The sequence below is a fragment of the Mycobacterium sp. ENV421 genome (assembly GCF_002887815.1).
In the GTDB taxonomy this organism is placed as follows: Bacteria; Actinomycetota; Actinomycetes; order Mycobacteriales; family Mycobacteriaceae; genus Mycobacterium.
Map to the genome: position 1 here is coordinate 45,792 of NZ_PDHO01000017.1, position 23,399 is coordinate 69,190.

A 23,399-nucleotide genomic window follows, 5' to 3' on the forward strand; every position below is an offset into this window, starting at 1 on the left:
GACTGGACAGTCCGGTTCCCCATCACATGGGAGAAGCTCATGAAAATCGCGATGGTTTCTGAGTGCGCAAATCCGGTGGCGCCATGGGATGACACCGACGGGCAGGGCGTCCACGTCGCGGGACTGTCGGCAGCCCTGGCCCGGTGCGGCCACGACGTCACCGTGTACACCCGGCGTCGGGACGCCAAGAGCGCCGAGCGAATACTCGCGCCCGCAGGGTATGCGGTGGTGGACGTGCCCGCCGGCCTGGCAGAGCTCGCGGAGTACCTGGATGCGCAGTGGGCCGTCGACCGGCCCGATGTCGCCCATGCGTTTTTCTGGACATCAGGCCTGAGCACCCAACTGGCGGCGCGCGCCCACGGCGTGCCGACGGTACAGACCTTTCGCTCACTGGCCATCACCGAACACGGTCATGGCATGGGCGCCAACCTATTCGATGCGCGATCGAAGATGGAACGGCTTCTGGCCAGACAAGCTGACCGGGTCGTCGCTTCGTGCGCAGACGAGCTCGTCGATCTGATGCGGCTCGGCCGACCGCGCGGACAGATCTCCACGGTGCCGTCCGGCGTGGACGTCGATGCGTTCTCCACCGAGGGACCGATTGCCGATCGCGGTGCAGGCCCTCGTCTCGTCGCCGTCGGAAAGCTGTTACCGCACAACGGATTCAGTACCGTGATCGAAGCCCTTCCCGGCATCCCAGGCGCAGAGTTCGTGGTGGCCGGAAGTATCGACGGAGCGGCGGGTGCCGAGGAGCATCAGCGGTTGAGCGAGCTGGCAGCCGACCGAGGAGTGTCTGACAGGGTGCGATTCGTCGGCCCCGTGGCGCAGAGCGACATGCCCGCATTGTTGCGGTCGGCCGACGTGGTGACCTGCACCCCGTGGTACGACGCCTTCGGTCTGGTGTCGCTCGAAGCGATGGCCTGCGGCGTGCCCGTGGTGGCATCCGCCGTCGGGGGGATGCTGGACGCCGTCGTGGACGACGTCACCGGGCGGCTCGTGACGCCGCGTCGGCCCAGGGAGTGCGCGGTTCACCTGGGACCGCGCGGCAGGCCGACACCGCACGGGTGTACGAGCGGCTGGCCTCAGCCGTCACCGGCGCTTGGCAACCCGCCTGATCATCGTCGCGGTGGCCTTCTCGAGGATGGCCTGCCCACGGTCGGCGTTCTTCTGCTTGCGGGCTCTTCGCGCCGCGGCGGCGATCGTCGTGCCGCTCTCGTAGGCGGTGACCACCCGCGGGTCGACATACGAGCTGCGGGCGACGGCCGGGGTGTTGCCGAGTTCCTCGGACACCTCGCGCATCACCGCGGCCTCCACCCGCTTGCGGACCGTCTTGTTGACCGCCGGGTCGGCGTCGACGAAAGCGGCCGCGGCGAGGACGGTGCCGTGCCAGGTGCGCAAGTCCTTCACGCTGTAGTCCTCGCCCAGGTGTTCCTTGAACTTCGCGTTGAGGTCGTCGGAATGAATGTCCACCCAACCGGAGTCGGTCTGGCACACCAGGAGCCGTCCGCTGGGGCTGCAGCGGCGTAACTCGCGAACAACGCCGACCACGTCGGGGTCCTCGATGGTCCAATTCCGCTGGACCCCACTCTTGGCCGGATAGTCGAACACCACGGCGCCGCCCCTGACGGTCACGTGCTCACACAGCAGCGTGGCGATCCCGTAGGAGTTGTTCTCCTCGGCGTAGGCCTCGCCGCCGGCACGGAAATACCCACGGTCGAGTAGATGCAGGGCCAGCGCCAGAACCCGGTCCTTGGCGAGGCCGTGGCCCCGCAGATCCTCGGCGATGCGGGAACGCCACTGCGGCAGTCCCGATGACATCTGCAGCACCCGGTCGAACTTCTCCTCGCTGCGCTCCTCCTGCCACTTCTGGTGGTAGAGGTATTGGCGACGGCCGGCCGCATCGGTGCCCACGGCCTGGATGTGTCCGCTGGGATGAGGTGATATCCACACCTTGCGCCAGGCCGGCGGGATCACCAGATCCTTGATCCGCTGCACCGTCTTGTCGTCGGTCAGCAATTCGCCGTCGGGGGTGTAATAGGAGAAACCCTTGCCTCGTCGAACGCGACGGAAACCGGGTCCGTCGACCGAACTGCGCCGAAGTCTCATCGCTGGACGAACAAGAATTTGCGGCGCGCAGGTTTGAACAGTACGGCCGGGTGGGTACGAGGGGGCCACCATGACGACGACTTCCTGGGTTGTGCTGCGCTCGCTTCCGGCCTCATGCGCACCGGTTACCCGGCCGACTCGGTCATCACACGACCGTGGTTAGCACGCCCGTGGGCTGGAGTAGTGTCGGGTCGACATTGCCAGGAGGCCAGATGACGGACGGCGGAAGCCAAGGCGGCGCGCACCAGCGGGGTGAGAGCGCGGTCGAATTGAGGGTTGCTGCCAGGTTGGAGAACTTGGCCGTACTGCGCACCGTGGTCGGCGCGGTCGGCACGTTCGAGGACCTGGATTTCGATGCGGTCGCGGATTTGCGGCTGGCCGTCGACGAGGCCTGCACCCGGCTGATTCGTTCAGCGTCGCCCGACGCGACGCTCGTCGTCGTCGTCGACGCGCATGACGACGTGGTGGTGGTGGAAGCGTCGACGACATGCGATACCAACGACGTGGTCACCCCCGGAAGCTTCAGCTGGCATGTGCTGAGTTCGCTGACCGATGATGTGCAGACATTCCACAACGGTCACGAGTCCAGCAGCGATGGGCAGGTCTTCGGTATCACCCTGACCACGAGGCGGGCGGGCTCCGGGCGGTGAATTCCCGAGCTACGGATAGTTCGCCCAGGCGGACGAACTCGGAGTACGCCGACGTTCCGGACATGTTCCGGGAGTTGGCGAAGGTGGATCCTGACTCCGCCCAGTTCCAGCGACAGCGCGACCGCATCGTCGAGCGCTGCCTGCCGCTGGCCGACCACATCGCCCGCCGCTTCGACGGTCGCGGCGAACCCCGGGACGACCTCGTTCAGGTGGCCCGCGTCGGCTTGGTGAACGCGGTCATCCGCTACGACGTCGAGACCGGTTCAGACTTCGTGTCCTTCGCGGTCCCCACCATCATGGGTGAGGTCCGGCGCCACTTCCGGGACAACAGCTGGTCGGTGAAAGTGCCTCGCCGGCTCAAGGAACTGCACCTGCGGCTGGGCGCGGCGACCTCGGAACTGTCCCAGCGGCTCGGGCGCGCACCGACCGCCTCCGAACTCGCCGAAGAACTCGGCATGGAGCGCGAAGAGGTCGTCGAGGGCCTGGTCGCGGGCAGTTCGTACAACACCCTGTCGATCGACAGTGGCGGCAGCGGCAGCGACGAGGACGCGCCGGCGATCGTCGACACCCTGGGTGACGTCGACTTGAGCCTCGATCAGATCGAGAATCGGGAGGCGTTGCGTCCGCTGCTCGCGCAGTTGCCCGAGCGCGAACGCACCGTCCTGTTGCTCCGGTTCTTCGAGTCGCTCACCCAGACTCAGATCGCCGAGCGCGTCGGCATCTCACAGATGCACGTCTCGCGCCTGCTCGCGAAGTCGCTAACTCGGCTCCGGGACCAGTTGGAGTAGCCGACGGGGTTCACCGTCGAGCAGTTCGACGGCCTCCCGGACGGAGTCGGCGACCGGCAGCGTGTGGTCGGGATCGCAGACCCGCAACAGCCGCGACACCGCCTCGCCGGTCACCATCACCCATCGTGCCGAGGCGTTGGCGCATCGGACGTTGATGGTGTGCAGCGCCGAGAACCCCGCGGTTCCGAAGAAGCTGAGCGGGCTCAGGTCCAGGACCAGACGGTCGCCCACGCCCGCGCACGCGTCGACATGGTCGGCGAAGGCGATGGCATTGGAGGCGTCGAGCTCGCCCTGGACGGTGATGATCCCGACGGTCTCGTCGGGCCAGATAGTAGTGAAGCGAGCGGTGTGGCAATCATGTGAATGCGACACAGCCGAACGCTCGGGTTGATCTGTACTGAAGACAGACATAGTGACTCCATCAGCGAACGAATATTCGTACTGTGGATCACGCCAGAGTGGGTAGGCCCGTGTAGTGCGGGAGTTCGCACGCCTCGCACGTCTTTGACGTTTTTCCGGGCGGCTGTGAACTCAACCTGACTTGAACTGTACGCCACTAGTCAGACCAGCGAACAGCAATAACAGCGGGTTCTCATGATCTTCTTGCAGTTGGGGTCACACTGTCTACATGTCGAAGCCGGGCCGGTCAGCCGGCATCCTCCTGGCGGCCGGTGCGGGTACCCGTTACGGCATGCCCAAAGTGCTTGCCGCCCAGGGTGAATGGCTGCGCTCGGCGGTCGAGGCCCTGGCCGCCGGCGGCTGCGACGACGTGGTGGTGGTGCTCGGCGCGGCGATTGTCGACGTTCCGGCAGGCACCCGCTCGGTGGTCGCAGAACAGTGGCGGCGCGGGATGGGAGCTTCCCTGCTAACCGGACTGGCGGCGGTATCGGACGCCGATCACGCCGTGATCCTGACCGTCGACACCCCCGACATCGGCGCCGACGTCGTCGCTCGGGTACTCGGGGCCGCACGCGAGTCGCCGTCCGGCCTGGCCCGTGCCAGCTATCACGGGCGGCCCGGCCATCCGGTCGTCATCGCCCGCGAGCACTGGCCGGCACTGCGGGCCACCCTGGACGGCGACGAGGGCGCACGACGCTTTCTGGCGTCCCGCACCGATGTGGTGGCGGTGGACTGTGCGGACCTGGCCACCGGGCGCGACATCGACGAGCGCTAACCGATGCCGATCGACTCGGCGAAGCGGCGCACCGAGTCGGCCGCGGTCTGGGTCGCTTCGGCATGACCGCGGCGAGCCCGCAGCTGGATCATCCCGGTGCGTACGTCGAGCACCACTTCGCCGAGTAGTTCACCGGTGGTCGGCTCGCAGACCGCCCAGGAGTAGACCCGGTCCTGCTCCCAGCCGGCAAGACTTCTCGTCACGTATTCCGGATCGTTCTCGCCCAGGTCGGCGAGCGCGGGGCGGTCGTCGATTCTCTCGTCGGCCCGCAAGGCGCGCAAATACCAAGCGCCCGCGTTGATTTCGACGGGATCCATATCAGCGGCGAGCGCCTTACTTGATCTCCGCCAACACAGTGCCCTGGGTGATCGCGGCACCCGGCTCGACGGCCAGACCGGTGATGACACCGTCCTTGTGCGCGGTCACCGGGTTCTCCATCTTCATGGCCTCGAGCACCACGACGAGGTCACCTGCGGCCACGGTCTGGCCTTCTTCGACGGCGACCTTGACCACGGTGCCCTGCATCGGCGCGGTCACCGCATCACCCGAGGCGGCGGCGCCGGCCTGGGAGCCGCGCTTGCGCGCCTTCGGCTTCTTGCGGATGGCGCCGGATTCGGCGTGGCCGCCGCCGCTGCCCAACGCCAGGTCGCCGGGCAGTGAGACCTCGACCCGACGGCCGCCGACCTCGACGACCACCTTCTGGCGCTGCTGAACTTCTTCTTCGTCGACCTGGCCACCACCGGTGAACGGCTCGACGGTGTTGTCCCACTCGGTCTCGATCCAGCGGGTGTGGACGGTGAATCCGTTGCCGTCACCGATGAACGCCGGATCGCTGACGACCGCGCGGTGGAACGGGATGACGGTGGCCAGACCTTCGACCTGGAATTCGTCCAGCGCCCGACGGGAACGCGCCAGCGCCTCCTCGCGGGTGGCGCCGTACACGATCAGCTTGGACAGCATCGAGTCGAACTGGCCGCCGATCACCGAACCGGCCTCGACGCCCGAATCCAGGCGCACGCCGGGGCCGGTGGGGATGTCGTAGCGGGTGACGGGCCCGGGCGCGGGCAGGAAGCCGCGGCCGGCGTCCTCGCCGTTGATCCGGAACTCGATCGCGTGGCCGCGGGGAGTCGGGTCCTCGGTGAGTTCGAGCTTCTCGCCGTTGGCGATCTTGAACTGCTGCAGTACCAGGTCGATGCCCGCGGTCTCCTCGGTGACCGGGTGTTCGACCTGCAGGCGGGTGTTGACCTCGAGGAAGGAGATGAGGCCGTCCTGGCCGACCAGGTACTCGACGGTTCCGGCGCCGTAGTAGCCGGCCTCCTTGCAGATGCGCTTGGCCGACTCGTGGATCTCCTTGCGCTGCGCGTCGGTCAAGAAGGGCGCGGGGGCTTCCTCGACGAGCTTCTGGAAGCGGCGCTGCAGCGAGCAGTCGCGGGTACCGGCGACGATGACGTTGCCGTGGGTGTCGGCGATGACCTGAGCCTCGACGTGACGCGGCTTGTCCAGGTAGCGCTCGACGAAGCACTCGCCGCGGCCGAACGCCGCGATCGCCTCGCGGGTGGCCGACTCGAACAGCTCGGGTATCTCCTCGATGGTGCGGGCCACCTTCATGCCGCGGCCGCCGCCACCGAAGGCCGCCTTGATCGCCACCGGCACGCCGTACTCCTTGGCGAAGGCCACCACCTCGTCGGCGTCTTTGACCGGGTCGGGGGTGCCGGGTACCAGCGGCGCCTGGGCGCGGGCCGCGATATGGCGGGCGGTCACCTTGTCGCCGAGGTCGCGGATGGACTGCGGGCTCGGGCCGATCCAGATCAGACCGGCGTCGAGCACGGCCTGGGCGAAGTCGGCGTTCTCACTCAAGAAGCCGTAGCCGGGGTGGATGGCGTTGGCGCCGGACTTGGCCGCGGCGTCGAGGATCTTGCCGAAGTCCAGGTAGGACTCTGCCGACGTCTGGCCGCCCAGCGCGAACGCCTCGTCGGCGAGTCGCACGTGCGGTGCATCGGCATCGGGCTCGGCGTAGACCGCCACGCTGGCCAGTCCGGCATCCCTTGCCGCTCGGATCACCCGGACCGCGATCTCACCACGGTTGGCTACGAGGACTTTGGAGATGGTCTGACTGGGCACCGCGCCTCCTGCTTTGCGTGACTCTAAGAACGTTCTTTAAAAATAGGTTCGCACGGCAGTGTAAGCGCCGCTGCTTAGACACGAATCAGCTGGTACCCCTACCAATGAGTAAGTTCAGCATCCGGCGAGCAATCCGATCGGATCCGTCCCGATCGCCTCGGCCGCTTTGCGCAGTAAACGACGGTCGTGGACGTTGTCGTGGTACGAGACGGTGATGCTGCGCTCGTGGCCGATCTTGCCGCTGAAGACCGAGATGTCCGACGGCGCCCACGGCTGCAGTGCCGCGTTGATCGACCGGGGGCGGCCCGGCAGCCAGGGCAGCGCCTCGAACGGGGACAGCCGGCCGACGTCGGAGTAGCCCAGCTGAACCGCTGATCGGGCCGCCGGGCGCTTGCCCCGGGTGGCGCGCAGCGGGACGGCGAGCGTGTGCGCTGACGTGGCGGCCAGAGCCAGCAACGGCAACGCCGCCTCCAGGTCCTGCTTCACCGCGGCGTCGATCGCGCCGAGGCGCCCGTCGACGGGTGCCGCGACGCTGAGCCCGGAAATGAAGTTGGCGTTGACCCGGTCATCGGACGGCAGATACCGGCGGCAGTCCACGACCAGCCGGGCGGCGTCGGTCAGCGGCAGCCCCGCTCGGGCGAGTGCCGTGCGGACGATCATCAGCCACGTGACCGCTCTGCTGGCACCCGGGGCGTCGGCTGTCCGCCAGCTGTCGACTTCGCGTTCGAGTGTGGCGTCGACGTGGATCACCTCGACCGCAGGTGAGGGCAGCCCGGTCGGCGCCGGGGGCGGGGCCGCGCGGTGCCAGACGGGTCGGGGACGTTGCCGCGCTTCGGTCCATGTGTTGAGCAGCCGTCGTGGACTGGCGGCGAACGTGTGCAGCAGCGTGTGCGCGATCGGGTTGGCGGTGTCGCGGTCGCGCAGCCAGCTCGTGTCGACACCGTCGATCAAGCCGAAAATCGTTGTGACGCAATCGACGTAGAGGCGGGCATCGCCGAGTCCGTGATCGATGTCGAACGCGATGTGGCGGTCGGACAGGTAGACGTCCACCGGGCCCCGCGGGCCGGCGGCCTTGTTGATGTACTCGAGCACCGCGCTGGATCCACGGTCCGCGATGTCGGCGGGCAGCTCGCGGACCTCGGGGGCGGACTCGGCCTGCCAGCCCCACATCAGCGCCCGCGGATCGGGACGCAGCCCGAGCCGGGTGTGCGGTCCGCATCGCGTGATGGTGTCCAGCGCCCCGGCCACCAGTTCGCGCGGCGGCACCACGACGTTCTCGAGGCAGCCCACATACCGAGTGCCCGCCATCAACCGGTCGAGACCACTGGCGTTGGTTCGGCGAAGCAATGGTGGCCCTGCGCTACGTTGTCGCGCGCAGTCGGCGTTTGATCCTGGCCAGCATCGCCGACATTCCCCGCAGCCGAAGCGGACTGATCAACGCGGCCAACCCCAGCTCGGAGTAGAAATCGTCCGGTACGGCCAAGATGTCGTCTTTCGGCTGGCCGTCGAGACCGGCCGCCAGGATCGACGCGAAGCCGCGGGTGGTCGGGGCCTCCGCGGGGGCGCTGAAGAACAGCCGGACATGTTCGGCGTCGGAGGCGTCGACATGCAGGAACAGCGGCGACTGACACTCCGGCACCGGTTCCATGGCCGCCTCCTCGAGGTCGGCGGGCAGATCGGGAAGGTCGTCGGCGAACTCCAGCAGCAGCTTGAGCTTGTCCTGGCCCTGCACGTCGGCGAAGTCGGATACGACCTCGGCGAGCGCAGCGGGCATGCTCACGATGCCCCGGGCGCTGATCCTGGTTCAGCACCGGCCACGATCGGCACCCGTACGGTGTTGCCCCACTCGGTCCACGACCCGTCGTAATTGCGGACGCCGGGGATGCCCAACAGGTAGGTGAGCACGAACCAGGTGTGGCTGGACCGCTCGCCGATGCGGCAGTAGGCGATGATGTCGTCGCCCGGCTCGACGAATGAATACACATCCTCGAGTTCGGCACGGTTGCGGAAGCGGCCGCTGTCCTCGGCGGCCTTGGCCCACGGCACCGACACGGCGGTCGGGATGTGGCCGCCGCGCAGCGCACCCTCTTCGGGATAGTCGGGCATGTGGGTGCGTTCGCCGGTGTACTCCTGGGGCGAACGCACGTCGATCAGCGTCGAATGGCCCAGGGACGCAAGCACATCGTCCTTGTAGGCGCGGATCGCGGCATCGTTGCGCTCGACCACCGGGTAGCCCGATCCGGCCTTGCTCGGGACATCGAGAGTGGTGTCACGGCCGTCGGAGATCCACAGGTCGCGGCCGCCGTTGAGCAGTCGCACGTCCTGGTGGCCGAACAGGGTGAAGACCCACAGCGCGTATGCGGCCCACCAGTTGCTCTTGTCGCCGTAGATGACGACGGTGTCGTCGCGGGAGATGCCCTTGCGATCCATCAGCTCGGCGAATTGCGCGCCGCTGACGTAGTCGCGCACCTGCGGATCGTTGAGATCGGTGTGCCAGTCGATCTTGACCGCGCCGGGGATGTGGCCTATGTCGTAGAGCAACACGTCTTCGTCGGACTCCACGATGGCCAGCCCGGGGGTGCCGAGGTGCGCCGACAGCCAGTCGGCGGTGACCAGGCGCTCCGGGTGGGCGTAGTCCTTCAGGGTGGGGCTGGGATCTGCGGGAAGCGGCACGACGTCGAGCCTACCGCTGATCAGCGGACCGGATTAGCCGCCCACAGATCGCCGATCGGCAGTCCGACGTCGCTCAGCAGCCGACGCGTCACCGACAGGCCCAGGCCGACGACGTTCGACGGATCGCCCTCGATGCCGTCGACGAACCAGCCGCCGAGGCCGTCGAGCGTGAACGCGCCAGCAACACCTAGCGGTTCACCACTGGCCACATAGGCCGCCAAGTCGGCCGCCGCCGGACTGGCGAACCTGACCCGGGTCACCTCCGCCTTCGTCGCGGTGTGCGCCGCAGCGCCGTGCAGTACCCGGATCACGCAGTGCCCGGTATAAAGCAGCCCGACCCGGCCGGCCATCGAATCCCATTGCAGCGCAGCCTGTTCGGCGGTACCCGGCTTGCCGCGGAGTTCGCCGTCGAGGTATAACATCGAATCACAGCCGATGACAACGCAATCCGATGCGACGCCGGGATCCAGCACCGTGTGCACGGCAGCGGCTTTGGCCTGAGCCAGCGCGGTAACCACATCGCCGGGCTCGGCATCGGCGCCCAGGTTCGCCACGATCGCGTCCTCGTCGACGCCGGAGACGACGACAAGCGGATCGATGCCTGCGTTGCGCAGCACCCGCAGACGACCAGATGAGGCCGAGCCGAGAACTACTCGGGTCACGGTGCGCTCATCGGCGCATGTGGGTCCGCTCCAGCAAGGTCACCTGGTTCCAGCTGTGGATCGAGTAGCGCAGCTTGTCGACCGGATGGCCCCACAGGTTGAGCTCCTGCGGACCCGGGCCGGCATTGCCGCCGCTGGCCGCGGCCAGCACGGTCACCAGAGCGGCGATGTCCTCGTCGCTGGGGTTGCCCTTCTCGATGCGGATCTCGGGAGTCAGCGGCTCCGGGTTGTCGAGCGTGATGTCCCGGGGGTCACTGAGTTCGGTGATGTCCTCGTGCTTGGTCATCGGCGGTAGCCCCTTGTCACTGGAGTCCGATCGTTCGCTCGTTCGCTGCGCTCACTCGACTCACAGTGGAATGTTCCCGTGCTTCTTCGGCGGCACCTGGGCGATCTTGCGCTCCAGCAGTCGCAGGGCGGTCGAGATGTACCCGCGGGTGTGCGACGGCGGGATCACCGCGTCGACGTAGCCGCGCTCGGCGGCGATGTACGGGTTCACCAGGGTGTCCTCGTAGGTCTGCTGCAGCTCGAGGCGCAGGGCGTCCACGTCCTTGCCTTCGGCCGCCGCTTCCTTGAGGTCCTTGCGGTAGACGAAACCGACCGCGCCCGAGGCGCCCATGACCGCGATCTGCGCCGTCGGCCAGGCGATGTTGACATCGCAGCCCATGTCCTTGGAACCCATGACGCAGTAGGCGCCGCCGTAAGCCTTGCGGGTGATGACGGTGATCTTGGCGACGGTGGCCTCGCCGTAGGCGTAGAGCAGCTTGGCGCCGCGACGGATGATGCCGTTGTACTCCTGCTCGGTGCCCGGCAGGAAGCCTGGCACGTCGACCAGCATCACGATCGGGATGTTGAAGCAGTCGCAGGTGCGCACGAAGCGGGCGGCCTTCTCGGAGGCGTTGATGTCCAGGCAGCCGGCGAACTGGGTGGGCTGGTTGGCCACGATGCCGACCGGGCGGCCGTCGATCCGCCCGAAGCCGACGACGATGTTTTGGGCGTAGCCCGCCTGGACCTCCAGGAACTCGTCGTCGTCGAGGATGCGGGTGATGACCTCGTGCATGTCGTACGGCTGGTTCGGCGAGTCCGGGATCAGGGTGTCGAGCTCGAGGTCCTCATCGGTGAGGTTGTCCTCGATCGCGCCCGGGTGCGGCGGCGCCGGGTAGCGCGGCGGCTCGGCGTAGTTGTTGGGCGGCAGGTAGCTCAGCAGATCGCGCACGTAATCCAGCGCGTCCTGCTCGCCGGAGGCGACGTAGTGCACGGTGCCGGACTTCGCCATGTGGGTGTGGGCGCCGCCCAAATCCTCCATGGTGACGTCCTCGCCGGTGACGGTCTTGATGACGTCAGGTCCGGTGATGAACATCTGGCTGGTCTGGTCGACCATGATCACGAAGTCGGTGAGCGCGGGGGAGTAGACGTGGCCGCCGGCCGCCGCTCCCATGATCAGCGAGATCTGCGGGATCACGCCGGAAGCCTTGATGTTGTTGTGGAAGATCCGGCTGTAGAGACCGAGCGAGACCACACCTTCCTGGATGCGGGCGCCTGCGCCGTCGTTGATGCCGATCAAGGGGCGACCGGTCTTGAGGGCGAGCTCCTGGACCTTGACGATCTTCTCGCCGTAGACCTCGCCGAGGCTGCCGCCGAACACCGTGGCGTCCTGGCTGAAGATGCAGACCTCGCGGCCATCGATGGTGCCGTAACCGGTTACGACGCCGTCGCCGACCGGACGGTTCTCCTGCAACCCGAAGTTGGTGCTGCGATGCCGGGCCAGTGCGTCGAGTTCCACGAACGAGCCCTCGTCGAGCAGCGCCAGGATGCGCTCGCGAGCGGTGAGCTTGCCCTTGGCGTGGACCTTCTCCACGGCGGTCTCGCCGACCGGGTGCAGCGACTCCTCAGCACGCTGACGAAGATCGGCCAGCTTGCCAGCGGTGGTGTGGATGTCGATCGTGTGGCCCGCGGCCGGTTCCGTAACGCTCGTCATGGGTGCCGATGGTATCGGTCACCTTAAGAAGGCGCTAAGGGACCCACCGGCGCGGTGCGTCCGCTGTCGACGCGGGACCGCCCGATGTGCGGAATCTGCACGCTCCGGTCAGTTCTCCGCTAATTCCCTGTGGTGATGCTGAACTCCCAAAATTGGGAAAATGTCGCCCGCCGCGGTCCGGTTTGCTGAGGATTACTGGGAAGAGTGACAAAATCTGTGGCAAATTTTCCTGGCATGTATAAACCTGTCATGAACTGGGTAAAAAACGTATTTCGTGCATATTGACGTAATTGCAGTTAACGCAACACAAGTTAGGTTATGGCGTCCGTCACACTTACCGGTGAACACCCGTCTACCGGTTGCTGGTTCTAACGATTGGTAGCTACAGTTCGTCCGAGCGAACAACTGCCAGTTTCTGTCTACGCGGACTTCGAACACCTCATCGCGTGATCTGAAGGCAGTCAACCAAATCGATGCACCGCCGCCGCGGGGAGCGGAGTGCGGGACTGAATCGAGGTTGCGTGCTTTGCCGTTTGTGTGGACTGAACCGGCTCGTGAGTGTGCTCGACCTGGGCGCCACTCCGCCGTGTGAGAGGTTTCTCGGTGCCGACGAACTCGACGCGCCCGAGCCGACCTTCCCCTTGCACCTGCGGGTCTGCGAGGAATGCCTGCTGCTGCAGATTCCCGCGCTGATCACGCCTGAGGACACCTTCACCGAGTACGCCTACTTCTCGTCGTACTCCGACAGTTGGGTGCAGCACGCCAAGACCTTCGTGGCCGACGCCGTCGCACGCCTTGACCTCGGACCGGACTCGTTCGTCGTGGAGGTGGCCAGCAATGACGGCTATCTACTCCAGCATGTGGTGGCCGCCGGCATCCCCTGCCTGGGCATCGAACCGTCGCACAACGTCGGCGCGGCGGCCCGTAGCCGCGGAGTGCCGACGCGGACAGCCTTCCTCGACGAGGAGCTGGCTCGGGCGGTGGTCTCTGAGCGAGGAACCGCCGACCTGCTGGTGGCCAACAACGTCTACGCGCACATCCCGGACATCGCCGGGTTCGGCCGCGCGCTGCGAATCCTGCTCGCCGACGACGGCTGGCTCAGCATCGAGGTGCACCACGCGTACAACCTGGTCACCCTCGGTCAGTTCGACACCGTCTATCACGAGCATTTCCAGTACTACACAGTCCTCACCGCGACCAGGGCACTGGCCGCCGCCGGCCTGCGCGTCGTCGACGCCGAACTGATTCCCACCCACGGTGGATCGATCCGGCTCTGGGCCAGGCCGGATTGCGTTGACGCCGAGCCCACTTCACGATTCTTCGACATCCTGGACTCCGAGCGGCAGGCCGGACTGCATGACGTGGGCGGGTACCTCGGGCTGCGCGGCCGCACCGAAGCGGTGCGCCACGAACTCCTGCGCTTCCTGCTCGAATGCAAGGCGTCCAACCGGCGAGTGGTGGGTTACGGCGCTCCTGGCAAGGGCAACACCCTGCTGAACTACTGCGGAATCCGCAGCGATCTCCTGGAATACACGGTCGACCGCAACCCCTACAAGCACGGCAGGTTCACGCCGGGCGCCCGCATTCCGATCAGGGAACCGGAGGCGATCGCCGAAGACCGTCCCGACGTCGTTCTCGTCCTGCCGTGGAATCTGGAAACGGAGCTCACCGCACAACTGTCCTACGTCGCGGACTGGGGCGGTCAATTGGTCTACCCGCTGCCGACCTTGCGCACGGCGCATGAGAAGCCCGAAGTGGTTGGGAGTCAAGCCAGATGAAAGTGGTCCTGTTCTGCGGTGGCTACGGCATGCGGATGCGCAACGCCGTCGGCGACGACATCCCCAAACCGATGCAGATGGTCGGACCCCGGCCGCTGCTGTGGCATGTGATGCGGTACTACGCACACTTCGGGCACAAGGACTTCATCCTGTGCCTGGGTTACGGAGCGTCGCGGATCAAGGATTACTTCCTGGAGTACCGCGAAACGGAGTCCAACGACTTCGTCATGCGCGACGGCGAGGTCCATCTACTCGACAACGACATCAGTGACTGGACGATCACGTTCGTCGACACCGGGCTGGAGTCGCCGATCGGCGAGCGCCTGCGACGCGTGCGGGATCATCTCGACGGCGACGAGTACTTCTTGGCCAACTATGCCGACGTGCTCACCGACGCCCGCCTCGACGACATCGTGGACAAGTTCCACGCCTCCGGCGCCGCGGTGTCGATGATGCTGGTCCCGCCGCAACAATCGTTCCACTGCGTCGAGGTCAAGGACTCCGGCGAGGTCAAGGACATCGTGCCGGTCGCGAACTTCCCGATCTGGATCAACGGCGGCTTTTTCGTTCTCTCCCAAGCGGTTTTCGACTACCTACCGCCGGGCGGCGACCTGGTGGCCGACGCCTGCGAGGCGCTCGCCGGTCAGGGCCGGTTGTTCGGGTACCGGCACGAGGGCTTCTGGAAGCCGGCCGACACGTTCAAGGAACGTGCCGAGCTCGACGAGGGCTACCGCCATGGCGTCCGACCCTGGGCATTGTGGGAGCCGGCGCATGCGTGAACTGTTCACCGGTGGAGTCGACGAGATCGCTGTGCTCGGCGCCCATTGCGACGACATCGCCATCGGGATGGGTGGCACCCTGCTCGCCCTGTGTTCCGACCGGCCGGGGCTCCGCGTGCACGCGCTGGTGTTGTCCGGCGGTGGTGGTGAGCGGGAGGCCGAGGAGCGGGCTGCTCTCGACGCGTTCTGCCCGGGCGCTTCGGTGCGGGTGACGGTCCTCGACATCCCCGACGGCCGCGCCCCAGCCCATTGGCAGCAGGTCAAATCAGCGTTACACGAGTTCCGTCAATCCTGCGATCCCGCCGTCGTTTTCGGTCCGCACCGGCACGATGCACACCAGGACCACCGGCTGCTCGCCGAGTTGCTGCCCACCGAGTTCCGCGACCACCTGATCCTCGGCTACGAGATCGTGAAGTGGGAGACCGACACTCCCCGGCCGAATCTCTTCCATCCGCTGCCGCACGGTGTCGCCGAGACCAAAGCCCGACTGCTTGGCAAGCACTACCCGTCGCAGGCGACGCACGACTGGTTCGACGACGAGGCTTTCCTCGGCTTGGCGCGCCTGCGCGGAGTGCAGTGCCACAGCCGCCACGCGGAGGCGTTCACGGCGGAGAAGTTGTCCATCGGATTCGGAGGTCGTTGAGTGAGAGTTCTCGTCACCGGACATCAGGGCTACCTCGGCACGGTCATGGTCGGCGTGTTGCGTGCGGCCGGGCACGACGTAGTCGGCCTCGACGCAGGCTATTTCGCCGACTGCGTGCTCGGTCCCGCGCCGATGGATCCCGAGCAGATCCGTCGGGATGGACCGGTGGACCTGCGGGACATCACCGCCGACGATCTGACCGGGGTGGACGCGGTCGTCCATCTCGCGGCGCTGTCCAATGACCCGCTGGGCGACCTCGCCCCCGATGTCACCTATGAGATCAACCACCGCGCATCTGCGCGCCTCGCGCAGGCCGCCAAAGCCGCTGGGGTGTCGAGGTTCCTGTACGCATCGACGTGCTCGGTGTACGGATCGGCCGGCGACGACCTGGTCGACGAGGACGCACCGCTGCGCCCCCTGACCCCGTACGCGGAAAGCAAAGTCTGGGTGGAGGATGACCTCGCGGCGATCGCCGACTCCGGATTCGCACCGGTATTCCTGCGGAACGCAACCGCGTTCGGCTTCTCGCCGCGGCTTCGCGCCGACATCGTGCTGAACAATCTGGTCGGGCACGCGGTCCTGACCGGCGTAGTGAAGGTTCTCTCCGACGGCACGCCGTGGCGGCCGCTGGTACACGCCCAGGACATCGCCGAAGCCTTCCTGCTGTGTCTGACCGCGCCGGTGAAGACGATCTGGTGCCAGGCGTTCAATGTCGGCACCGAGGCCAACAACCTCACGGTTGCCGAGATCGCCCAGGCTGTTGTGGACGTGGTCCCGGGGACCGAATTGCGCATCACCGGCGAGACAGGTGCCGACCCCCGTTCGTACCGAGTCGATTTCGCCAAGATCCGCGATCGGCTGGGCTTCCAGGCGCAGTGGTCGGTGGCTGCCGGCGCCGCGGAGCTCCACGCCACCTACACCAACCACAACCTGACTCAGGACGCGTTCAGCGGCCGCTTCACCCGGCTGGCCCGCCTGAAGGAGCTTCGCGAGTCGGGCGTGCTCGACGAAACTATGTACCAGGGTGGCCGAGTTGGCTGACCACATCGCGCCAGCTGCCCGCCGCGCGGTCCCGTGCCGAGATCGCGGTGGGCGCAATCGGCCATGCAATGCCCAGATCGGGGTCGTCGAAGGCGACCGCGAGGTCTTCGCTCGGGTCGTGTGGCCGATCGATCCGATAGCAGACGTCGGCGATCGGCGTGAGGGCCTGAAACCCGTGCAGAAATCCGCGCGGCACATAAAGATGCCGAAAGTCCTTGTCGTCGAGCACAACCGATACGTGACGGCCGAAGGTCGGCGAGTCACGCCGGATATCGACGACAACGTCGTGCACGGCGCCGTTGGCGCATCGGATGAGTTTGGCCTCACCGCGACCGGCGCGGCCGTGCATCCCGCGGATGGTGCCCTGTACCGAGCGCGACTGGGAATCCTGGATGAACGACGCGCTGAGTCCCGGCGCGCCGAGGTAGCTGTCGAAGATCTCCGCGTCGAAGGTCCTGGTGAAGAAACCGCGATCATCGAAAAACGGTTCAGGGACGAGCACCACGAGGCCGGCGATGCCGGTTTGCTTGATCTCCACGAGGCCATGCTGCCATGAGTCGTTGCCGAGGATGTCATGGTCGGGGCTTACTGCCCGTGTTGGATGTGGGCCGCGTCCCCGCGCAGGACTTCTTCCCTGCTGCCGCCGAACCCGTTGCGCCCGAAGAATCTTCGCATCCGTTGGCGATGGTCCTGTGTGCCGGCTGCGGTCTGGCGCAGCTGGCCGAGGACGACACCGTGACCGACGAGCCGCGCGGGGTGGAACCGGCTGCGTTGCAGCGCCAAGCCGTCGATGCCGTGACCAGGGTGGCCGCCGCGCAATTGCTGCGCGGATCGACGGTCCGCGAGTTCGGCAGCCCCCACGGCGGCAGTTGGCTGCCACTGCTGGCCGAGCGCGGATTCGCCACCGCCGAGGTCGCCGACGTGGTGCTCGACAGCTTCGGGTTGATGCACGAACCGGATCAGCGCACCGCGTTCGCACGCCGAGCGCAGGCGACGGCGAACGACGGTGTGCTGCTGGTCCAATACCACTCACTGGCGACGATCGTGGGCAAGAGACAGTGGAACGCCCTGCGCCACGGCCACTTTGCGTACTACTCGACCACCGCGCTGCTCGGCCTGCTGAGGCAGGCCGGGATGAGCGCGGTCGGCGCGTGGGAGTTCGACCTGTACGGCGGGACGGTGTTGGTCGCGGCCAGGCACGGGCATACCGCCCCACCCGCGTCGGTGCGTCGCATCGTCGCCGCCGAGCACATCGTCACCGAGCCTGCGGCGGTCGCGACGTTGCAGAGCGCGGCCGACGCCCACTGCCGGGCACTGCGCGACTGGCTCGAAGACCAGGCGGCCCAACACCGCCGGGTCTTCGCCTACGGTGCGGCGTCTCGTGCGGTTGCGCTGTTCGCGCTGGCGGGAGTGACCCGTCGGCTTGTCACGGCGGTCGCGGACGCGTCGCGCGCCAAGCAGGGACGACGGATGCCGGGAACCGATGTGCCGATCATCGCGCCCGATGAACTCGTTGCGGCGCAACCAGACTGCGTCCTGCTTACTTTGCCGGACCTGCTCGCCGAGGTCTCGGTTGCCTACCCCCAGCTCACAGGACGGTGGATCAGTGACGACCGCTTCATGACCAGTGAGTCAGCGAACACGCCCCAGTTGCACAGTCTTGATCGAGAGGAGACACGTCTATGAGCAAGGTCGTCGGAATTTGGGAAGCAATGCCGCATTCGGCACGCCGGCCCACGATCTCGGTGGTTATCCCGGCGCTGAACGAGGAGCGCAACCTGTCCTACATCGCGTCGCGGTTGCCCCACGACGTCGACGAGATCGTGTTCGTGGATGGCGACTCCGTGGACAACACCGCGCTGGTGGCGCGGGAGCTCTGGCCCCACGGTGTGCACCTACGGCAGACCCGAAAGGGTAAGGGCAATGCGCTGGCGTGTGGTTTCGCCGCCGCGTCGGGCGACATCGTGGTGATGATCGACGCCGACGGCAGCACCGACCCCGCGGAGATCCCGCGCTTCGTCGGCGCGCTGATCTCGGGCAAGGACTTCGCCAAGGGATCACGCTTCGTCCAGGGCGGCGGCAGCAGCGACATCACCCGTCTGCGGCGGTTCGGCAACTGGGGCCTCAACACGTTGGTCAACACGTTGTTCGCTACCAAGTACACCGATCTGTGCTACGGCTACAACGCCTTCTGGCGGGATTGCCTCGAGGTGATGGACCTGCCCGACACCGAGATCCAAGCTCCGCAGTGGGGAGACGGTTTCGAGATCGAGTCGCTGATCAATGTGCGCGTGGCCGCCAGTGGGATGCAGATCGCCGAAGTGAGCAGCTATGAGCTCGACCGCATCCACGGCGCCAGTAATCTCAACGCCGCCAAGGACGGTCTGCGCATCCTGTGGACCATCCTTCAGGAGTTCTACCGGGCTCGCCGGCGGGGGTGGCGCCGCAGCGTGCGCAGCGGGGATCTCGAGGTCGCTGTGACATCCCGGTACCGGCTCGACGCGGAGTCACACGACGAGTCCCTGCCCGACGTGCGGCACGCGTGAGATGACGAGGCAGGCGACCGTGCGGCAAGCCATTCCGTCCGAGCGACATACCGAGCGAGGCGGCGGGGCCAGGCGCCCCAAAGTCTCGCTGTGCATACCCGCCTATCAGGCGGGCGAGTTTCTGCGCGACACGCTCGACAGCGTTCTTGCGCAGGATTTCCCGGACCTGGAGATCCTCGTCGTCGACAATCACAGCACCGACGAGACACCGGCGATCCTCGACAGCATCACCGACGATCGCGTCCGGGTGGTCCGCAACGAGACCACCCTTTCGGCGGCGGAGAACCACAACCTGGCGGTCGAGCTCAGCCGCGGTGAGTTCGTCAAGGTGATCAGTGCCGACGACACGCTCAAGCACAACTGCGTCGCCGCCCAGGCCGCCATACTGCAGAGCAATCCGGATGTGACGGTGGTGGCCAGTCGCACCGATTTCATCGATGACTCGGGTGCGCTGCTGTTCAAGGCCCGGGGATTACGGGGGCTCCTCGGACACCAGACCGGCGAACAGGTGATCCGGCGGATCGTTCGCAGCGCCAAGAATCCCGTCGGCGCGCCGGTATCAGTCATGTTCCGCCGCAGCGACTTCGACCGATGCGGCGGCTTCAGCGGGCCGCACGTGTTCACCCTCGACATGGACCTGTGGGCCCGGCTGTTGGGGCTCGGCCACTTCTACGGCATGCCCGAAACCCTTGCTTCCTATCGCATCCGCGGCGGGTCGCTCACCGCGTTGACCTCGGCGCGATCGCAACTGGTGCAGCAGGATACGTTCACCCGCAAGCTCATCGACGATCCGCGGTGGGAGATTCGGTACTCCGACCAGTTGCTCGGCAAGCTGAACCGCTACGACGTGCTGCTCAAACGGGTGATGCTGTTCAAGCTCAGCAGTGTGCGGGCGTCGCGACGATCCCGGAACCCGGTGAGATGACACGAGAGTTGAGCCTGTCCGTGGTGATCTGTGCCTACACCACCGACCGCTGGGAGCGGCTGCGACATGCGGCCGAGTCGGTCTTGACCGGTGCCGCCAACCCGGTGGAGCTGATCATGGTGATCGATCACTGCGACGAGTTGCTGTCCGCCGCCCGGCACCTATTCGACGGTGACGCACGGGTGCGGGTGATCCCGAACGAAGAGACCCGCGGGCTGTCCGGAGCGCGCAACACCGGTGTCCGTGCCGCCCGCGGCGACGTGGTGGCCTTCCTCGACGACGATGCGGTGGCGCAACCGGGCTGGGCCGACGATCTGCGCGATCACTATCGGGACCAGACCGTCGCCGGCGTCGGCGGGTACGCCAGCCCGGTGTGGCCGGACAGCCGACCGAATTGGATTCCGCCCGAATTCGACTGGGTGGTCGGCTGCAGCTACGTCGGACAGCCGGAACAGCTTGCCCCGGTGCGTAACCCGATCGGTTGCAACATGTCGCTGCGCCGGTCGGTCTTCGATACGGTCGGCGGGTTCCGGTCCGAAGTGGGGCGGGTGGGTGCCACTCCGGTCGGCTGCGAGGAAACCGAGCTGTTCATCCGGGTCCGGGCCGCCGCAGCCACCAACCAGGTGCTCTTCGACCCCGACATCAGGGTCGAGCACCATGTATCCGACGATCGGACCACGCTGCGGTACTTCGTTCGGCGGTGTTACCACGAAGGCATGTCGAAGGCGGTTGTCACCGAGATGACCGGGGCGGCTGCCGGATTGAGCAGCGAGCGGTCCTATGTTCGGCGGGTGTTGCCGGCCGCCGTTGCCCGGGAGATGAGATCGATGACTTCCGACGGACTGGCCCGGGCAGCAGCCATCTGCCTGGGGCTGGCCGCCACGACGCTGGGCTTCGCCAGGGCCAAGATCAGTCGAAGTCTGTCCCGGAGCGCGCCGTGAACGCATCCGATTCTGCCTGCCTGACTCTGGCGCCTGTGCTGCCGAACCCGGATCGGCCGAGCTGGAGCGGTGCGGTCTGGATCGGTGAAGTGTGGCTCGACGCAGTCGAATCCGCCGACCGGGCGAGCGCGCACTCCGGCACGCCTGCGCAGTGCCTGCTGCAGAACGCCGAGGGATTCTCCCGCGCCCGGCTGCTGGTTCGCGATCAGCAACGGGCGGTCGGCTTTGTCGACATCGCCGTCACCGACGGTCAGGTGGCGTTCTCGGAATTGCGAGATCAGGTTGGTGCGCAGCGACAGTGCGCGGCGCGACCAGCACTGGGTTCAGCCGCGCGCTCGTCGGCCGAGTCGGCGCACGTGACGGTGGTGTTGTGCACGCGTGATCGCACCGCCCTGCTGAAGTCGGCGGTGGCCTCCGTTCTGGCCGCCGGGTATCACGATTTCGACGTGCTGATCGTCGACAACGCACCCCGCAGCGACGCGACGCGGGAGTTCGTCACGAGCCTCGCCGACTCGCGGGTGCGGTTGATCACCGAGCCGGTGCCCGGTCTTTCCCGGGCACGGAACACCGGCCTGCTGGCGGCAACCGGGGACATCGTCGCCTTCGTCGACGACGATGTGGTCGTCGACCGGGACTGGTTGAGCGTCCTGGTCAAGGGGTTCAGCTACGGCGACTCGGTCGGATGTGTGTCCGGGATGGTGCCGGCCGGCGAGTTGCGCACCCCCGCTCAGGCCTACTTCGAGAATCGAGCCGGGTGGACGGAATCGGCGGAGGTCCGCATCTTCGAGTGGTCGCGTGCACCCCACGACGTTCCGCTGTATCCGTTCGAAGTCCGGCACTACGGAACCGGGGCCAACTTCGCCGTCGACCGGCAGATCGCGTTGAGCCTCGGCGGATTCGACGAACGACTGGGCGCGGGAACGCGGGTCAGCGGCGGCGAGGACATCGACATGTTCTTCCGCATCCTGCGGTCGGGCCGACAACTCGTACGTGAACCAGCCGCGATTGCGTGGCACCGGCACCGCGCGACCGTCGACGACCTGCGCGCCCAGACCCGCGGCTACGGACTGGGTTTGGGGGCCTGGTTGGCCAAGCTCGCCTCCGATCCGGCAATGGCGTTGCTCGCGCTGAAGACGGTGGTGCGGCGCAGGCCGGCGCTGGTTCGCCATCTGCGGTCCACGGCACGGCGAGCCGCTCCGTCGACCACGGTGCGATCCGATTTGCCGTCCGACATCGGCAATGGCACATGGCGATTCATCGCCGCCGGCGCGTGGGTGTATCTCGTCGCGGCGTGGCGCAACCGGCTGCGCAGGGCATCCGGCTGATGGTGACCACCGACGTCGTGCCGCCCACCGCGGGACGCAACATGACCGTCAACTCGATCTCGTTGATCGCCTCCAGCCTGCTGACCGGGATCCTGGGTCTGGTGTTCTGGGGAGCCGCCGGCCGGCTTTACCCCGCAGCCGAAGTCGGGGTGGCCGCCGCATTGATCACCTCGGCACTGATGTTGTCGATGTTGTCGATGCTCAGCATCGACACGGTTTACGAACGCTTCCTGCCGTTGGCCGGCGAGAAGGCCGGGACGCTGATCACCCGCGGTTACCTGCTCGTCGCGGTGACCGCGCTGCTGGCCGGGTGGGCGCTGGTGGCCTTCGGCCCGCGCGACGAACTGTTCACCTCGCGCTGGGCGATGGCGGGCTACCCCCTGCTGGTGATGGTGCTGGCGGTGTTCACCCTGTTGGACAAGACCGCCGTCGGGCTCGGGGTGACGAAGTGGTCGGCGGTGAAGAACCTGATCCATGCGGTCATCAAATTGGCGGTTCTGTTCGCCTTGGTCTGGACCGGCAGCGGCGCCTCGATCGTGCTGGCCTGGGGGGCGACCGCTGCGGCCGGAACACTGTTGGTGTTGGCGGCAATGCGCCGGCGGTGGCGCACGCACGCCCAGTTCCGGCAGCCGTCCGAACTACCGGCGCGAGCCCAGCTTCTGTCGTATGTCGGGTCGTCCTTCGGGATCACCACCCTGTGGATCATCGGACCCCTCGTCGTGCCGCTGATCATCGTGAGCAGGTTCGGTGCGGCCGCCAACGCACATTTCGCGGTGACCTGGGCGATCATCAACGCCCTGTACTTCGCGGTGCATCTGGTGATGAGCCCGTTCGTCGCCGAGGTAGCCGCCCACCCCGACAATGTGGCGGCCCTGTCGACCCGGATGGTGCAGATGATGGCCGTCGTGTCGGTGGTCGGTTCGCTCGGATTGGTCGTGATCGGTCCGTGGGTGCTGGGCATCATCGGCTCCGACTATCGCGCCGAGGGACAGGGACTGCTTCTGCTGGCGGCGGCGTTCGTGCCGCTGTCGGCGGTGAGTGCGGTCTATGAAGGATTCGCGCGGGTGCGCCGCAAGTTGACCCTGATGGTGGTCATGCGGTGCGTGTCCACCACGATCGTGGTCGCCGGCACTGTGCTGATCACCGCACACGTCGGCGTGATCGGCGTCGGCTGGGCTTATCTTGCGGCCGAAGCGATTCCGGCGGTGGTCTTGTTGCCGCCGGCGATCCGCTGGCTGCGTCGCGTCCGGGCGCCCGGCCTGGAATAGGCCA

The 23,399-nt window shown here is 66.8% G+C and carries 24 protein-coding genes and 1 pseudogene; 14 read left to right on the forward strand and 11 right to left on the reverse strand.

The annotated features are described in order from the left end of the window. Positions 1–51: 51 nt before the first annotated feature. Positions 52–966, forward strand: a pseudogene (locus tag CRM90_RS19345) (glycosyltransferase); the annotation flags it as partial. Between the two features lie 123 nt (positions 967–1,089). Here the strand turns inward: CRM90_RS19345 and CRM90_RS19350 are convergent. Continuing rightward, entirely contained in the window at positions 1,090–2,106 is a 1,017-nt protein-coding gene (locus CRM90_RS19350; RefSeq protein WP_102808562.1) for a DNA topoisomerase IB, read from the reverse strand. Positions 2,107–2,318: 212 nt separating this feature from the next. On the opposite strand from CRM90_RS19350, the gene CRM90_RS19355 reads away from it, so the two are divergent. Further along, positions 2,319–2,756 carry an ATP-binding protein gene (locus tag CRM90_RS19355; RefSeq protein ID WP_102808563.1) on the forward strand — a complete coding sequence of 146 codons (438 nt, stop codon included), beginning with the start codon at positions 2,319–2,321 and terminating at the stop codon, positions 2,754–2,756. 62 nt (positions 2,757–2,818) lie between these two features. Continuing rightward, complete coding sequence (locus CRM90_RS19360) at positions 2,819–3,544, forward strand: RNA polymerase sigma factor SigF (RefSeq protein WP_036340373.1); 726 nt, start codon at positions 2,819–2,821, stop codon at positions 3,542–3,544. Here the strand turns inward: CRM90_RS19360 and CRM90_RS19365 are convergent. Continuing rightward, on the reverse strand, positions 3,515–3,916 hold the full coding sequence (locus tag CRM90_RS19365) for an STAS domain-containing protein (protein ID WP_233209398.1): 402 nt from the start codon (positions 3,914–3,916) through the stop codon (positions 3,515–3,517). The two genes, CRM90_RS19360 and CRM90_RS19365, sit on opposite strands and share 30 nt — an antisense overlap. A gap of 256 nt (positions 3,917–4,172) precedes the next feature. Here CRM90_RS19365 and CRM90_RS19370 point away from each other — a divergent pair, with 256 nt between their 5' ends. Continuing rightward, a complete protein-coding gene (locus tag CRM90_RS19370) occupies positions 4,173–4,718 on the forward strand; it encodes a nucleotidyltransferase family protein (protein ID WP_102808565.1) in 546 nt (181 codons plus the stop codon). Here the strand turns inward: CRM90_RS19370 and CRM90_RS19375 are convergent. The 8 genes from CRM90_RS19375 to CRM90_RS19410 all read right to left on the reverse strand — a co-directional run bounded on the left by CRM90_RS19375 (position 4,715) and on the right by CRM90_RS19410 (position 12,149). Further along, on the reverse strand, positions 4,715–5,035 hold the full coding sequence (locus CRM90_RS19375) for a hypothetical protein (RefSeq protein ID WP_102808566.1): 321 nt from the start codon (positions 5,033–5,035) through the stop codon (positions 4,715–4,717). The genes CRM90_RS19370 and CRM90_RS19375 overlap by 4 nt on opposite strands. A 16-nt stretch (positions 5,036–5,051) precedes the next feature. After that, entirely contained in the window at positions 5,052–6,839 is a 1,788-nt protein-coding gene (locus tag CRM90_RS19380; protein ID WP_102808567.1) for an acetyl/propionyl/methylcrotonyl-CoA carboxylase subunit alpha, read from the reverse strand. 114 nt (positions 6,840–6,953) lie between these two features. Continuing rightward, a complete protein-coding gene (locus CRM90_RS19385) occupies positions 6,954–8,147 on the reverse strand; it encodes a hypothetical protein (protein ID WP_142391406.1) in 1,194 nt (397 codons plus the stop codon). 52 nt (positions 8,148–8,199) lie between these two features. Then, positions 8,200–8,613 carry a SufE family protein gene (locus tag CRM90_RS19390; protein WP_199189958.1) on the reverse strand — a complete coding sequence of 138 codons (414 nt, stop codon included), beginning with the start codon at positions 8,611–8,613 and terminating at the stop codon, positions 8,200–8,202. Between the two features lie 2 nt (positions 8,614–8,615). Then, complete coding sequence (locus tag CRM90_RS19395; protein ID WP_102808570.1) at positions 8,616–9,512, reverse strand: sulfurtransferase; 897 nt, start codon at positions 9,510–9,512, stop codon at positions 8,616–8,618. Between the two features lie 20 nt (positions 9,513–9,532). After that, positions 9,533–10,174, reverse strand: a complete 642-nt coding sequence (locus CRM90_RS19400) for a Maf family nucleotide pyrophosphatase (protein ID WP_102808571.1) — start codon at positions 10,172–10,174, stop codon at positions 9,533–9,535. Positions 10,175–10,181: 7 nt separating this feature from the next. Next, positions 10,182–10,460, reverse strand: a complete 279-nt coding sequence (locus CRM90_RS19405; protein WP_102808572.1) for an acyl-CoA carboxylase subunit epsilon — start codon at positions 10,458–10,460, stop codon at positions 10,182–10,184. A 60-nt stretch (positions 10,461–10,520) separates the two neighbouring features. Continuing rightward, positions 10,521–12,149 (reverse strand): acyl-CoA carboxylase subunit beta, encoded by a 1,629-nt coding sequence (locus CRM90_RS19410; protein WP_102808573.1) that lies wholly within the window; start codon positions 12,147–12,149, stop codon positions 10,521–10,523. Between the two features lie 521 nt (positions 12,150–12,670). Here CRM90_RS19410 and CRM90_RS19415 point away from each other — a divergent pair. From CRM90_RS19415 to CRM90_RS19430, 4 genes are read left to right on the forward strand one after another with little or no spacing between them, the layout of a single operon-like run. Further along, complete coding sequence (locus CRM90_RS19415; protein WP_102808574.1) at positions 12,671–13,927, forward strand: class I SAM-dependent methyltransferase; 1,257 nt, start codon at positions 12,671–12,673, stop codon at positions 13,925–13,927. Further along, positions 13,924–14,706, forward strand: a complete 783-nt coding sequence (locus tag CRM90_RS19420) for a sugar phosphate nucleotidyltransferase (protein ID WP_102808575.1) — start codon at positions 13,924–13,926, stop codon at positions 14,704–14,706. Before CRM90_RS19415 ends, CRM90_RS19420 begins: the two co-directional genes overlap by 4 nt. Next, complete coding sequence (locus CRM90_RS19425) at positions 14,699–15,349, forward strand: PIG-L deacetylase family protein (protein WP_102808576.1); 651 nt, start codon at positions 14,699–14,701, stop codon at positions 15,347–15,349. Before CRM90_RS19420 ends, CRM90_RS19425 begins: the two co-directional genes overlap by 8 nt. Continuing rightward, positions 15,350–16,390: an NAD-dependent epimerase/dehydratase family protein gene (locus tag CRM90_RS19430; protein WP_102808577.1), complete on the forward strand. Its 1,041-nt coding sequence runs from the start codon at positions 15,350–15,352 to the stop codon at positions 16,388–16,390. It abuts the gene before it with no gap. Here CRM90_RS19430 and rfbC read toward each other — a convergent pair. Continuing rightward, on the reverse strand, positions 16,362–16,928 hold the full coding sequence (gene rfbC / locus CRM90_RS19435) for a dTDP-4-dehydrorhamnose 3,5-epimerase (RefSeq protein WP_102808578.1): 567 nt from the start codon (positions 16,926–16,928) through the stop codon (positions 16,362–16,364). The two genes, CRM90_RS19430 and rfbC, sit on opposite strands and share 29 nt — an antisense overlap. A 14-nt stretch (positions 16,929–16,942) precedes the next feature. On the opposite strand from rfbC, the gene CRM90_RS19440 reads away from it, so the two are divergent. The 6 genes from CRM90_RS19440 to CRM90_RS19465 are packed head-to-tail and all read left to right on the forward strand — an operon-like array spanning position 16,943 to position 23,395. Then, the gene (locus tag CRM90_RS19440; protein ID WP_102808579.1) at positions 16,943–18,076 is read left to right on the forward strand and encodes a class I SAM-dependent methyltransferase; all 1,134 of its coding nucleotides are present in this window, start codon (positions 16,943–16,945) and stop codon (positions 18,074–18,076) included. Further along, positions 18,073–18,936 carry a glycosyltransferase family 2 protein gene (locus CRM90_RS19445; RefSeq protein WP_102808580.1) on the forward strand — a complete coding sequence of 288 codons (864 nt, stop codon included), beginning with the start codon at positions 18,073–18,075 and terminating at the stop codon, positions 18,934–18,936. The genes CRM90_RS19440 and CRM90_RS19445 overlap by 4 nt, the downstream gene beginning before the upstream one ends. 19 nt (positions 18,937–18,955) lie before the next feature. Continuing rightward, complete coding sequence (locus tag CRM90_RS19450) at positions 18,956–19,861, forward strand: glycosyltransferase family 2 protein (RefSeq protein WP_233209399.1); 906 nt, start codon at positions 18,956–18,958, stop codon at positions 19,859–19,861. Beyond that, positions 19,858–20,802, forward strand: coding sequence for a glycosyltransferase family 2 protein (locus tag CRM90_RS19455; RefSeq protein WP_102808581.1), 945 nt, complete (start codon positions 19,858–19,860; stop codon positions 20,800–20,802). The genes CRM90_RS19450 and CRM90_RS19455 overlap by 4 nt, the downstream gene beginning before the upstream one ends. Further along, the gene (locus CRM90_RS19460) at positions 20,799–22,127 is read left to right on the forward strand and encodes a glycosyltransferase family 2 protein (protein ID WP_102808582.1); all 1,329 of its coding nucleotides are present in this window, start codon (positions 20,799–20,801) and stop codon (positions 22,125–22,127) included. The genes CRM90_RS19455 and CRM90_RS19460 overlap by 4 nt, the downstream gene beginning before the upstream one ends. Continuing rightward, the gene (locus CRM90_RS19465) at positions 22,094–23,395 is read left to right on the forward strand and encodes a lipopolysaccharide biosynthesis protein (protein ID WP_233209400.1); all 1,302 of its coding nucleotides are present in this window, start codon (positions 22,094–22,096) and stop codon (positions 23,393–23,395) included. The genes CRM90_RS19460 and CRM90_RS19465 overlap by 34 nt, the downstream gene beginning before the upstream one ends. Positions 23,396–23,399: the final 4 nt, after the last annotated feature.